Below are 12,963 nucleotides of genomic sequence, written 5' to 3' on the forward strand. Positions count from 1 at the left end.
GATAGGTGAAAATATTACATACGAAGGGTGACATGATGTCTAACTATTCCTTAATTGCTACTGCAGCGATGGGGCTCGAGTCGATCGTTGCAAAAGAAGTAAATCAATTAGGTTATGAATGTAAAGTCGATAATGGTAAGATTGAATATAAAGGTGATGAACGAGCCATTGCACGTAGTAATCTTTGGCTACGCACAGCTGATCGAGTGAAAATTAAAGTAGGAGAATTTAAGGCTGTTACATTTGATGAATTATTTGAAAAGACGAAGGCTTTAAATTGGGAGACATTCCTACCTGTTAATGCCGAATTTCCTGTACAAGGTAAATCAGTAAAGTCAAAATTATTTAGTGTTTCAGATTGTCAAGCAATTGTAAAAAAAGCGATTGTTGATCGACTTCGTTCCCAATATAAACAGGTTTCTTGGTTTGAAGAGAATGGTCCATTATTTAAAATTGAAGTGGCACTTCACAAAGATATAGCAACATTAACAATCGATACAAGTGGAGTAGGGCTTCATAAAAGAGGGTACCGTGTTAATCAAGGGGAAGCACCGTTAAAGGAAACTTTAGCTGCCGCACTTATCCAATTGACCAATTGGCATCCTGATCGTCCGTTTTGGGATCCTTTTTGTGGATCGGGGACAATTCCCATTGAAGCTGCATTAATTGGTCAAAATATTGCTCCTGGATTTAATCGTGATTTCGCTTCAGAATCTTGGCCATGGATCGGAAAAAATATATGGGATGATGCGCGTAATGAAGCGGAAGATCTAGCTAAGTATGATCAACCATTAAAGATCATTGGTTCTGATATTGACCATCGAATGATAAAAGTGTCTGAGGAAAATGCCATTGAAGCTGGATTAGGTGATTTAATTGAATTCAAACAAATGCAAGTAACTGATATTTCTACAAGGGATCAATATGGTGTACTTGTTGGAAATCCTCCTTATGGGGAGCGTCTTAGTGAACGTCGTGAAGTCGAAAAATTATATAGTGAAATGGGAAAAGCATTTTCTAAACTAGATACATGGTCCATCTATATGCTGACATCATATGAACAATTTGAAGAAGTTTATGGTAAAAAGGCAACGAAAAAGCGGAAACTATTTAATGGGTTTATTCGAACAGATCTTTATCAATTTTGGGGTCCAAGACCACCTAGAAATTAAGTTCATAGTTATAAGTCCTCCATTCCTTGAGTATAATAATATATAAAATTAGATGAAGGAGTGGGAAACTTGTCATTGGTTTCTATTGACTTTGATAAAATCTCAAGAGCGATTTCTAATACATATCGGCTTATCCAATTAGAGGAAAGTCCATCTGAAGCGGTAATGGCTCAGCTAAGGGAAGCAGAGCATTCTCTAAATTGTGCTAAAAGCTATGTGTTAACAAGGGAAAAAACCATTATTTAAGAACGCAAGTGTAGATGATGCACTTGCGTTTTTATATGGTGAACCTATTGATCGAAATAAATGACAGAAGTGAATAGCTGGAGGAAAAATATGAAAACGGGATTACCATTTACAGTAACTAAGGAAGAATCCTTCTATGAAAAGTTGGGTGATTGGATTGGGGATGTATTTTACGATCTTCTTCCAGAAAAAGGTTTTGAAATTAGAGACGAACAAATCTATATGGCCTTCCAATTAGAAAAAGCGTTTAAAGAAAAAAGTATCATGTTTGCTGAAGCGGGAGTTGGGACAGGAAAAACGATTGTCTATCTTCTATATGCCATTTGCTATGCGAGGTATACAGGTAGACCTGCAATTATTGCTTGTGCAGATGAGACGTTGATTGAACAGCTTGTTAAAAAAGAGGGCGATATTCAAAAATTAGAACAAGCACTTGGTTTAAAGACTGATGTAAGATTAGCAAAGTCAAGAGACCAATATTTATGCTTAAAAAAATTAGATAAAGAAGTAGCAAAGAACGAATTAGATGAATTTCTCGATATCTACGAAGAATTACCTGAATTTGTTCATGCACAAGGATCCATGATTAAATATGAGAAATATGGAGACAGAAAGGATTATTCTAATCTCTCTGAGGATAAATGGAAACGAATTGGATGGGATTCATTACAGGATTGCTTAGCCTGTGATGTACGACATCGATGTGGACAAACTCTTCATCGAGATCATTACCGTAAAGCTGCAGATTTAATTATTTGTTCTCATGATTATTATATGGAACATATTTGGACGAAGGAATCAAGAATCCGTGAAGGGCAATTACCTTTATTACCAGAATCAAGTTGTGTAGTCTTTGATGAAGGTCATTTACTTGAATATGCTAGTCAAAAGGCTTTAACCTATCGAATTCAATCTGAAACATTAGAAACATTATTAACAAGACTTATGGAAAATGATGTTCGTGAAGAAACGTTATACACCATTGAAAATGTATTATTCTTTAATGATAAATTATTTGAAATTATTGAAAGAGACGCGAAGTCTATTAGTGGTTCAGAACGATATCATATTGAGAAATCAGATGAACTAATGAAATATGCTCATTCTTTGCATTTACAAACAGAAAAATTGTCAGAGCAGCTTGTTTATGAGGGTGAAATGTTTGTCTTAAATGAATATGATTTGCATATCGTTGAAGAATATTTAGATCAAGTGCTGTATTTCTTAAAATTGTTTTCTAAAGATGATAAGGGTGTTATTTGGGTTGAAATGTCGGATACTGAACATACTCTAGTGATTATGCCTAGACTTGTCGAGGAAATACTACGCGATGAAGTATTTTCAAAAAAGATTCCTTTTATTTTTTCATCGGCAACTCTATCAAATAACGGCGATTATTCTTATATAGCAAAAAGTCTTGGTATAGAGAAATTCTTATCTTTAAAAGTCGATTCACCATTTGATTATGAAGAAAATATGAAGATTATTATGCACAAAAATGATCCTAAAAATAAAAGTAAAGAAATGACTAATCTCCTAAATGAAAGGGGAGGAAAAAGCCTCATTTTATTTGATACAAAGGATTCAATGAATCAATTTAAAAAGTATATTAACGAATCAAATGAATTGAACTATCCAGTAATATTTGAGGGAGATCGAGAAATTAGTCATCTAGTTGAAGAATTTCAAAAGAATGACGAAACGATCCTTTGTTCATACCATTTATGGGAGGGATTAGATATTCCTGGACCATCTCTATCCAATGTACTTATCGCAAATTTACCATTTCCTCCTAATGACCCTGTTTTTGATGCCAAACGTCAATCAAGTGTAAATCCATACGAAGAGGTTGATTTGCCATATATGCTACTTCGACTAAGACAAGGAATTGGACGTCTAATTCGGACGTCCACAGATAAGGGAGACATTCATATATGGATGGAGAATGAAAGTAATCATTCTATTTTGGATCAAGTAAAATCAATATTACCAGTAGAACCAAGAGTTTAAGTTTCTCACGAAAGAATGATTTAATAGTGCGCTAGTGGACTGTTTTATAAAAAATGGTCCACTAGCGCTTTTCTTGTAACGTGTGTAAGCATTAGTAGAGTACTTAATTCTTCTTGTTAAATTTTTAGTTAAGTTAGGAATTTACTTTGTTCATTAATAGTTCTCCCTTTTCAGAACAATATGATAAAATAAGAAAGAGTCGATTGAGGAGGAGGATAAAAATGACTGAAAATCTAATTGAATTAGAAAAAGAATTTTTAGATTATGTTAAAAAAATGCAAGCTTATAATGAAGCGCTTGGCTTAATATATTGGGATTTACGAACTGGGGCTCCTAAAAATGGTGTTGATCAGCGTGCAGAAGTAATAGGTATGTTGTCTTCTGAAGTGTTTCACATGTCAACATCAGAAGAGATGGCAGCATATATTGCAAGTTTGACTTGTAATAACGAGCTTTCAGAAATTACCTTAAAAACATTGGAAGAATGTAAAAAAGCATATGATCGTAATAAAAAGATACCTGCTAAGGAATTTCAGGAATATGTCGTTTTACAATCTAAAGCGGAAAGTGTTTGGGAAGTTGCGAGAGAAAAATCAGATTTTAAGATGTTTCTTCCTTATTTGGAAAAAATTATTAACTATCAGAAAAAATTTATTAATTATTGGGGCTACGAAGGGAATAAATATAATACATTATTGGATATGTATGAACCGGGGATTACAGTGGATATTCTCGATCAGGTCTTCTCGGAGGTTCGAAATGCAATTATTCCTTTAGTTCAAAAAATTTCAGAATCGCCTAATAAGCCGAAAACATCTTTCTTATTTGAAAATTTTCCGAAAGATAAGCAAAAAGAATTTAGCCTCAAGATATTAGAACAAATGGGGTATGATTTTGATTCGGGACGTTTGGATGAAACAGTCCATCCGTTTGCAACAGGATTAAATCCAGGAGATGTTCGTGTAACGACTAGATATGACGAAAATGATTTTCGGACAGCAGTATTTGGAACCATCCATGAGGGCGGGCATGCCTTATATGAACAAAATATTTCAAAAGATTTAATCGGTACTCCGCTTTGTAGTGGAACATCGATGGGCATTCATGAGTCACAATCTCTATTCTACGAAAATATTGTGGGGAGGGATTATTCTTTCTGGAAGCATAATTATTCAATATTACAAGATTATACCGATGGTCAATTTGAAGGAATCGAAATAGATGATTTTTATAAGGCGATCAATGAATCCAAGCCTTCATTTATCAGAATTGAAGCTGACATGTTGACATACCCATTACATATTATTATTCGTTATGAGATTGAAAAGGCAATTTTTAATGATGAAATTGAAGTGAAAGATCTACCTCAAATTTGGAATGATAAATATGAAGAATATTTAGGGATTCGTCCAAATAATGATGCAGAAGGTATCTTACAGGATGTTCACTGGTCTGGAGGCAGTTTCGGTTATTTTCCTTCTTATGCTTTAGGGTATATGTATGCTGCTCAGTTTAAACATAAGATGGTAGAAGAGCTACCGAATTTTGATGAGTTATTAGCATCTGGAAATCTGAAGCCAATCCAAGAATGGTTAACAAAGAATATTCACCAATTTGGTAAAATGAAAAAACCATTAGAAATTTTACATGATGTAACGGGAGAAGGACTAAACGCAAAATATCTTATCGAATACTTAACGAATAAATATACAAAAGTCTATAATTTATAATTTTAATAAGGGGCTGTCTAATAGTTTTCAATTTAGGCAGCCTCCATCTCTAGGGAGGGGGAACGATTGCCTAGTGCTTTCATTATATTAGCGGCATTATCTTGGGGATTTATTTCTATTTTTACGAAAAAACTTACTAGTTATGGATTTACTGCGATGGAAATCGTGACAATTCGTGTCGTTTATGCATGGATTCTTTTATTTCCTTTAACATTCATACAAAAGAAACAGGCTATGTTTAAAATAAAATTAAAACATCTCCCATTTTTTGTTGGCACTGGTCTATTGAGTATTGTGTTTTTTAATTGGTGTTATTTTACCGCAATTAATCAACTCTCCGTATCCTTAGCTGTTATGCTACTATATACTTCTCCAGCGTTTGTAGCGATTTTATCTTATTTTATATTAAAAGAAAAACTCTCACTAAAAAAATTTTTCGCGATAATTGTAACGATCACGGGATGTACGTTAATCGCGATTTCAAGTAGTGGAGGAGGAACCAGTTGGAATTGGAGTGGATTTATTATTGGTTTGGGGGCAGGGCTTGGCTATGCACTGTATAGTATCTTTGGAAAATTAGCCTTGAAGCATTATGATTCAATGACGATAACCTTTTACACGTTTTTAGTTGCTACCGTATCTTTAGCTCCTTTTTTTCATTTTTGGCGGAAAATGAGCGATTTTACGATTGAAAATCACTTATATATGATTGGATTAGCAACTGTGCCTACTGTATTAGCCTATTTATTATATACCATAGGATTAAATAAGGTTGAAAGTAGCACGGCGGCTATTTTAGCGACGATGGAACCAGTAGCAGCTATTTTAGTAGGAATGATACTTTTTAAAGAAGATATTGTTATTTTACAATTTATAGGTATACTGTTTATTTTATCCTCAGTGTTTATTTTAAGCATAAAGAGAAAAACAAAAGGGGATCTATCTAAAAGAATATCAAAGGAATGTTAAAAGATCCGCAGTGAGCGGATCTTTAATTTATTGTTTTTACTATAAAGGATATAGTAAAGACGCGAAGGCTGTTTTATTATGCCTATATTTTATTGTAAAAGTAGATAAAATTGGAATTCTGATTACCATAATTTAAATCCTTTTGAACCTGGTGGTGCATTTTGAATCATATCAGCAAAAGGAACGGTATAGGCTATTAAGATTAAAGCTACCAATATGGTTAACCAAATTTTCCAGTTTTCTAATACCATAGGTGTTTTCTCAGCATTTTCTGCTACTTCACCTACTGGGAACTCTTGATTTCCTTTCGGTGCAAAAAAGGCAAGGTTTAAGACGATGACGATAATCAATACAATTCCTAAAAATAGTACGGAACCACCTACTGCTTGAGCAACTTGATATGGAATCCAATCCAGTGCCTGTGCAGCATCTCCATATGTTGTATAGGATGTTCGTCTAGGTGCACCTAATAGCCCTTCAAGATGCATAGATGTAGACATGATCGCCATACCAATCGTCCAGCAAATAGCTTGGAAAATAGCTAAGCGATTCATTGCTTTAGTAAATACTCTTCCTGTTAAATGTGGGATTAACCAATAGCTTATTCCAAAGAAAGTTAGTACTACTGTTGTAGCAACGGTTAAATGAAAGTGACCGGTAACCCAAATGGTATTATGGACAACTTGATTCATTTGGTTAGATGCATTTATTATTCCACCTGCACCAGCGGGTACAAAGGCTACCATACCAATAAATGGAACGAGAAATCTTGCATCTTTCCAAGGTAGTTTTTTTAACCATCCAAATAATCCTCTGGCACCCTTTGATCTCCCAAACATCTCGAAAGTTGCAAACATTGAGAAGGCAGTCATTAAAGATGGAATAATAACCATAAATGTAAGGATAACTTGGACAAATTTCCAATTGGCATTAATACCTGGCTCAGTTAATTGATGGTGAAATCCTACTGGTATAGAGAATAAGAGGAATAGTATAAACACTAAACGAGCAAGTGAGTCTGAAAATATCTTTCCACCGATGATTTTTGGAATGATTACATACCATGCCATGTAGGCAGGTAATAACCAGAAATAGACTAATGGATGACCAAAGTACCAAAATAATGTTCGACTAACGAGTACATTCACTGTATCAACCCAACCGAGGGACCAAGGTAGTAATTGGAATAATACTTCTCCTGCTACACCAAGTGTACAAACAATCCACATCAAAGAATTTGTTACTACCATAAAGCTTAATAATGGACTTGGTTTTCCAGGATTTTGCTTCCTCCATCTAATATATGTGGCTATCATCGCCCCACAAGCAACCCAACTCCCAACTATTAAAAGAGATAATCCTAAATAAAATAGGAAATGTGCTTGCAATGGAGCGTAAAACGTATAAAGAACAGTTGCTTTATTTGTTAAGATCATAGCAGTAGCAAATAATGTTCCAATGATCATTAGTAAAAAGCCAATCCAACCGGATAATCGAGCTTTTTTAGATAAAGTTCCAACTGTACGGCTAATAGCTGCAAATTGAAAGCCTAATATAAAATAAGTAGTAAGTCCAAGACCAAGTAAAACTCCATGTGCAGTTAAAATTTCATAATAATTAATGCCACCAGGTAATTCAAGTCTTCCTGACCGCACTAATGTTTGTAAAAGTCCCATCAAACCGCCTATAGCTAATGCAGCAAAGGCAACGTATATATATGCCATAGACAATCGTGCATCTTGTTTATCTACTTTACTAATTGTTGTTATCATGCTTTATCCACCACCTTAAGTCTTGCAGACATCATATGATGTCCAGTACCACAATACTCATTACACACGATTAAATACTCCCCATTTTTCTTAAACGTTGTAATGTATTCACTAACATATCCCGGTTCGAGCATCATATTAATATTTGTTCCAGCTACTTCGAACCCATGAACAACGTCCTTTGTTGTTGCAATAATTTTAACCTTTGAGCCTTTAGGAATTTCGATTTCACCTGGATTAAACATAAAGGCAGAGGCAACGATGACTAACTCATAATCCCAATCCTTCCCAGTGACCTTGTGTAATCCTGGTTTGGTAAAAGGTTCGGTTTGATCTACACGTTCAGGATCCACTTTTACTTTTGCACTTGGTGGTTGGTGTCCTTGATGAAATGCTTGAATACCTACAATAGCTAGAAAGATAATAAGTGCACCAATTCCAAAGGTTAACCACCATTTCTCATAACGATGTAAATGCATATACTTTCAACTCCTATAATCGATTTAGATATAATCCGAAGACGGCAATCCATGAAATAACTAGAAAGGCACCAACAATGAATACTGCAATTAAAGTACCTTTTAATGAAGAAGTTTCCTCATGGATGTTCTTTTTTGGTTGAATTTTAGCCATTTTTCTCACTCCCACCTAAAAAAATGATCTTCCTGATACCTTTATCATAGTTGGGACCTTTATAATCATCTGTGACTTTTATCACACTTTCCTAGTCATTTTGTGATGAATCTGTGAAAATAGAAGGACAACAATATAGGACTATTACTTTAAAAGAATCAATAATTCATTCAAGGATCGGAACAATTCATATTATTTAGGCTTTTTCTAAACATCTTTTCTTCCTTGAATATTGATGGTATAATCTAGCTACATTTAAATAAGCTTGCATTTACTCATATAATCACGAGAATAAGGCTCGTAAGTTTCTACCAAGCTACCGTAAATGGCTTGACTATGAGTGAGCAATGGGATATCAATTTTATTTTCTATTGACTTAACGCTCAATGGACATTGCCTCACTCATGATCATGGTGAGTGCAATGACCATTGGGCTTTTTATATTTCTTCATTGGTCGATGATTAACTAAGGGAGGAATAAAAATTGAAATTATTGAAAGAAAAAATTAAACAAGATGGAGTAGTATTATCAGATTCAATATTGAAAGTAGATTCTTTTCTCAATCATCAAATTGATCCTGCACTAATGAAGGAGATAGGTGATGAGTTTGTTAAAAGATTTCAAAATGAAAAGATTACGAAAATACTAACGATTGAATCCTCAGGAATCTCACCGGCTGTGATGGCAGGTTTAAATTTGGGGGTCAATGTTATTTTTGCTAGAAAACGAAAATCTCTTACTCTTGTTGATGAATTATATACAGCAAGTGTACATTCATTTACCAAAAATGTAACAAATGAAATTGCGGTTTCTAAACGTTTTATTAATGAAAATGATCATGTACTAGTAATTGACGATTTCCTAGCAAATGGCCAAGCTGCGTTAGGACTACTTGATATTGTTGAACAGGCGGGGGCATCAGTTGCTGGGATTGGTATCGTCATTGAAAAGGCATTTCAAGATGGGGGTAAGCTTCTTCGTAATAAAGGTATTAGAGTAGAGTCACTAGCAGAAATTGAAAAACTTGATAATGGGCAGGTCATTTTCAAAGAGGAGGTAATGGCCTAATGCATAGCAAGTTAAAAACAGCAACTTTAAGCTTGCAGCATGTTCTTGCGATGTACGCAGGTGCAGTGATTATCCCTTTAATAGTTGGAGGGGCAATGGGACTCTCTCCAGAAAAATTAACATATTTAGTATCTATTGATATTTTTATGTGCGGCATAGCGACTATTTTACAAGTTTGGAAGAGTCGATTCTTTGGTATTGGTCTACCCGTAGTATTAGGTTGTACGTTTACCGCTGTCGGTCCAATGATTGCAATAGGTGAACAGCATGGTTTAACAACTATTTATGGTGCAGTTATTGCATCTGGACTTATGATCATGATTATTAGTAAATTTTTTGGCAAACTTGTGCGCTTTTTTCCACCGGTTGTTACAGGTTCGGTAGTTACGACAATTGGAATTACACTTATTCCTGTAGCAATGAATAATATGGCTGGTGGAGAGGGAAGTGCCGACTATGGTTCTGTTAGTAATGTTTGTTTAGCTTTTGGTACACTCATTTTAATTATTCTTTTACAACGATTCTTTACTGGTTTTATTCGTTCTATTTCTATATTATTAGGATTATTGGCTGGAACGACAGCTGCAGCTCTAATGGGAAAAGTAGATTTTTCTCCTGTAGCTGATGCTTCGATGTTTCATATGATCCAACCACTTTACTTTGGGGTTCCTACTTTTGAATGGACATCTATCATTACGATGTTTTTAGTAGCTGTTGTAAGTTTAGTTGAATCTACAGGTGTGTATTATGCTTTAAGTGATATAACCAATCAAAAGTTAACAGAGGATGACTTAGCTAGGGGATATCGTTCAGAAGGACTCGCAAGTGTAGTCGGGGGACTATTTAATTCATTTCCCTATACTACCTTTTCGCAAAATGTTGGACTTGTTCAACTGTCAGGGATTAAGTCTAAAAATGTTATTTATTTAGTGGGAGTGTATTTGATGATTTTGGGTGTTATTCCTAAAATTGGTGCATTAACTACCATTATTCCTTCTGCTGTTTTAGGTGGCGCCATGGTAGCGATGTTCGGAATGGTCATTGCGTCTGGTATTAAAATGCTTAGCCGTGTTGATCTAACTTCACAAGGGAATTTAATGATTATCGCATGCTCAGTTGGTATGGGAATGGGAGTAACAGTGGTTCCTAAAATGTTTATCCATCTCCCTGAAAATTTTCAAATCTTAACAAGTAATGGCATTGTTGCAGGAAGCTTTACGGCAATTCTTTTAAATCTTTTATTTAATCATTCGGCTACTAAGCAAAAGCAAAGCATCGAAATAATAGGTCAAAAAGCTTCTTAAAAAAGTAGTCACACTATCGCTTTAAAGTGCATATAATAATCTATAGTTTTATGAAGCGAGTGTGACACGATCATATGGAAAAATATTATTGTGAGCATTGTAGAAACTTAACCGATAAACAGGAAAGTTGCAGTAAATGCGGGAAAGACGTAACAAGAAAAATTATTATCCACGTACAATATCAAAACATTTATGGATCAAACCTTAATGGGGTTTGATCCTTTTATTTTATCGATTGATATGAGTGTGTTAATATATGTTTAAAAAAGTAGGGATATGATGTACTTACCTTCATTTCATTTAAATGGAAAAACAGCAATTATTACTGGTGCTGGTAGAGGAATTGGAAAAGCTTTAGCAATTGGTTTTGCGGAAGCTGGAGCAAATATTGCGCTATTATCTAGAACAGAAGTTGATTTAATTGATACAGCTAAAACAATTGAACAACTAGGAAGAACAGCTTATATTTTACCCACGGATGTAACTGATCGCGATCAAGTAAAAGCAGCTATTAACCACGTAGCTGAGTCTGCAGGGACAATAGATATTTTGGTTAACAATGCCGGAATGAATATTCGTTCTCAAGCATTGGATGTAACAGATGAGGAATGGCAAAAAATAATGGATACGAATTTAAAATCTGCTTTCATGGCTTCTCAAGAGGTAGGACATTTTATGAAGCAGCAAAATGAAGGAAAGATTATTACAATTGCTTCTGTAGGAGGACATATCGCATTAAGAACAGGTGTGGTGTATGCTGCTACAAAAGCTGCACTAATTCAGATGACTAAGGTTTTAGCCTTTGAATGGGGGAAATATAATATTAACGTAAATGCCATTGGACCATGGTACTTCAAAACTCCTTTAACGGAATCTTTATTGCAAGATGAATCCTATGTAAATGATATCTTAGCCGTTACTCCTTTGAGACGAATTGGTGAACTGGAAGAGTTGGTTGGTCCTGCGATTATGTTTGCCTCGGAAGCAGGAAAATACATAACAGGTCAAACGTTATTTGTTGATGGTGGTATGACGATAAATGGTTTTTAAATTTTTTCTGGAGCGGTTTATACATTGTAGTAACCGCTCTTTACATTTCAATTGATAAGATAATGTTTAATACCCCTGCTTGTTCGATATTTACAGGAAGACAAAGTGCTTTTTCGAAACCAGAAAACTTAGAATGTCCAATAATAACAGTTGGTGGAGTAATATCAATGATAAATCCTTTTTGGGATATACTAGTTGACATATTTCCTGCTAGCATGTTTCCTAATTCTCCCGCAAAGGATTCGAGCATTTCTTTTTGAAGTGGCATGCCAAACATACCTTCTCCAATTTTTGAGATTATTTCTTTTTCAGCATCAATGATCATTCTTCCTTTAATGTCACCAGTAATTCCGATTAAGACACCGACAGTATGCCCGGCAATTGGTGATTTAAAAAGCTTTGGAGAATCAATGATAATCGTAAAGGGTAGGACAGATTGTAATGCTTCAATTGTTGAATTTAGTACATCTGTCACATTTTTTGTTTGTGTCAATAGTCGTTTCCTCCCGAATTTTGTCTAAATTTATAGTATCATTTTAGGTGAAATTATTAAATAGTTTTTAAATAATTTTGAAAAAATGGGTATGATGGCGACTTAGAATGTTTATATGGAAATTTTTGATTCTATGGTATACATGATTTCAAAGGTATAATATAATTGCACAACAATTCCTTCAAAACGAAAAAAGTGGATGCTCCAAGTCATTGGGGCATTTTTTTTTGCTCTTTTCTAAAGCATTGTTTATTTAAGTAAAGATTGAATCAATCAGCGGAACGTATGAATACTGTGAAGGATGAGAGGAGATCACCTGGGCACGGTAACAAAAGAGCGGGTTTGGTACCTTGAGGGAGGAAATGGAGCATCCCACGGTAACAAAAGAGAGTGTTTGATTCCCTTGAAGGAGGAAATTGCGTGGACACGGTAACCCAAGAGAGTGTTTGAATGCCGTTAAGGAAGAAAACATCGATTCATATAGCTAGTCCCCTTTCATTTCATTAAGAAAAGAG

12 protein-coding genes and 1 riboswitch are annotated in these 12,963 nt (G+C 34.8%); of the genes, 8 read left to right on the forward strand and 4 right to left on the reverse strand.

Annotated elements, in window-relative coordinates; all coding sequences use genetic code 11:
• The first annotated feature begins 35 nt into the window (after nucleotides 1-35).
• From NST63_RS10765 to NST63_RS10785, 5 genes are all read left to right on the forward strand, one after another.
• A complete protein-coding gene (locus NST63_RS10765) occupies nucleotides 36-1,172 on the forward strand; it encodes a THUMP domain-containing class I SAM-dependent RNA methyltransferase (protein ID WP_212942816.1) in 1,137 nt (378 codons plus the stop codon).
• 69 nt (nucleotides 1,173-1,241) lie between these two features.
• Nucleotides 1,242-1,418 (forward strand): hypothetical protein, encoded by a 177-nt coding sequence (locus tag NST63_RS10770; RefSeq protein ID WP_212942813.1) that lies wholly within the window; start codon nucleotides 1,242-1,244, stop codon nucleotides 1,416-1,418.
• Between the two features lie 90 nt (nucleotides 1,419-1,508).
• Nucleotides 1,509-3,428 carry an ATP-dependent DNA helicase gene (locus NST63_RS10775; protein ID WP_212942810.1) on the forward strand — a complete coding sequence of 640 codons (1,920 nt, stop codon included), beginning with the start codon at nucleotides 1,509-1,511 and terminating at the stop codon, nucleotides 3,426-3,428.
• 221 nt (nucleotides 3,429-3,649) lie between these two features.
• Nucleotides 3,650-5,158, forward strand: a complete 1,509-nt coding sequence (locus NST63_RS10780) for a carboxypeptidase M32 (protein WP_341042059.1) — start codon at nucleotides 3,650-3,652, stop codon at nucleotides 5,156-5,158.
• A gap of 66 nt (nucleotides 5,159-5,224) precedes the next feature.
• The gene (locus NST63_RS10785) at nucleotides 5,225-6,127 is read left to right on the forward strand and encodes a DMT family transporter (RefSeq protein WP_212942805.1); all 903 of its coding nucleotides are present in this window, start codon (nucleotides 5,225-5,227) and stop codon (nucleotides 6,125-6,127) included.
• A 122-nt stretch (nucleotides 6,128-6,249) separates the two neighbouring features.
• On the opposite strand, the gene NST63_RS10790 is transcribed toward NST63_RS10785, so the two are convergent.
• The 3 genes from NST63_RS10790 to NST63_RS10800 are packed head-to-tail and all read right to left on the reverse strand — an operon-like array spanning nucleotide 6,250 to nucleotide 8,532.
• Nucleotides 6,250-7,899 (reverse strand): b(o/a)3-type cytochrome-c oxidase subunit 1, encoded by a 1,650-nt coding sequence (locus NST63_RS10790; RefSeq protein WP_341042061.1) that lies wholly within the window; start codon nucleotides 7,897-7,899, stop codon nucleotides 6,250-6,252.
• Entirely contained in the window at nucleotides 7,896-8,378 is a 483-nt protein-coding gene (locus tag NST63_RS10795) for a cytochrome c oxidase subunit II (protein WP_058002410.1), read from the reverse strand. Before NST63_RS10795 ends, NST63_RS10790 begins: the two co-directional genes overlap by 4 nt.
• 13 nt (nucleotides 8,379-8,391) lie before the next feature.
• A complete protein-coding gene (locus tag NST63_RS10800; protein WP_212942801.1) occupies nucleotides 8,392-8,532 on the reverse strand; it encodes a cytochrome c oxidase subunit 2A in 141 nt (46 codons plus the stop codon).
• A 255-nt stretch (nucleotides 8,533-8,787) separates the two neighbouring features.
• Nucleotides 8,788-8,889, forward strand: a riboswitch (purine riboswitch).
• Nucleotides 8,890-9,016: 127 nt separating this feature from the next.
• Between NST63_RS10800 and NST63_RS10805 the strand changes: the two genes are divergently transcribed.
• The 3 genes from NST63_RS10805 (at nucleotide 9,017) to NST63_RS10815 (ending at nucleotide 11,955) form a co-directional block, all read left to right on the forward strand.
• Nucleotides 9,017-9,601, forward strand: coding sequence for a xanthine phosphoribosyltransferase (locus tag NST63_RS10805; RefSeq protein ID WP_341042063.1), 585 nt, complete (start codon nucleotides 9,017-9,019; stop codon nucleotides 9,599-9,601).
• Nucleotides 9,601-10,905, forward strand: a complete 1,305-nt coding sequence (locus NST63_RS10810) for a nucleobase:cation symporter-2 family protein (RefSeq protein WP_341042065.1) — start codon at nucleotides 9,601-9,603, stop codon at nucleotides 10,903-10,905. The genes NST63_RS10805 and NST63_RS10810 overlap by 1 nt, the downstream gene beginning before the upstream one ends.
• Before the next feature lie 279 nt (nucleotides 10,906-11,184).
• Complete coding sequence (locus tag NST63_RS10815; RefSeq protein WP_212942794.1) at nucleotides 11,185-11,955, forward strand: SDR family NAD(P)-dependent oxidoreductase; 771 nt, start codon at nucleotides 11,185-11,187, stop codon at nucleotides 11,953-11,955.
• Between the two features lie 40 nt (nucleotides 11,956-11,995).
• Here NST63_RS10815 and NST63_RS10820 read toward each other — a convergent pair whose 3' ends face one another.
• A complete protein-coding gene (locus NST63_RS10820; protein WP_212942792.1) occupies nucleotides 11,996-12,448 on the reverse strand; it encodes a chemotaxis protein CheX in 453 nt (150 codons plus the stop codon).
• Nucleotides 12,449-12,963 lie beyond the last annotated feature (515 nt).

The sequence above is a fragment of the Heyndrickxia sp. FSL W8-0496 genome (assembly GCF_038007825.1).
GTDB classification, from domain to species: Bacteria; Bacillota; Bacilli; order Bacillales; family Bacillaceae_C; genus Heyndrickxia; species Heyndrickxia oleronia.

What these genes read in the sequence shown, in the direction of transcription:
- NST63_RS10790 (WP_341042061.1), bottom strand. Translation starts at nt 7,899, where the DNA reads ATGATAACAACAATTAGTAAAGTAGATAAACAAGATGCACGATTGTCT.
- NST63_RS10800 (WP_212942801.1), bottom strand. Translation starts at nt 8,532, where the DNA reads ATGGCTAAAATTCAACCAAAAAAGAACATCCATGAGGAAACTTCTTCA.
- NST63_RS10780 (WP_341042059.1), top strand. Translation starts at nt 3,650, where the DNA reads ATGACTGAAAATCTAATTGAATTAGAAAAAGAATTTTTAGATTATGTT.
- NST63_RS10815 (WP_212942794.1), top strand. Translation starts at nt 11,185, where the DNA reads ATGTACTTACCTTCATTTCATTTAAATGGAAAAACAGCAATTATTACT.
- NST63_RS10795 (WP_058002410.1), bottom strand. Translation starts at nt 8,378, where the DNA reads ATGCATTTACATCGTTATGAGAAATGGTGGTTAACCTTTGGAATTGGT.
- NST63_RS10810 (WP_341042065.1), top strand. Translation starts at nt 9,601, where the DNA reads ATGCATAGCAAGTTAAAAACAGCAACTTTAAGCTTGCAGCATGTTCTT.
- NST63_RS10765 (WP_212942816.1), top strand. Translation starts at nt 36, where the DNA reads ATGTCTAACTATTCCTTAATTGCTACTGCAGCGATGGGGCTCGAGTCG.
- NST63_RS10775 (WP_212942810.1), top strand. Translation starts at nt 1,509, where the DNA reads ATGAAAACGGGATTACCATTTACAGTAACTAAGGAAGAATCCTTCTAT.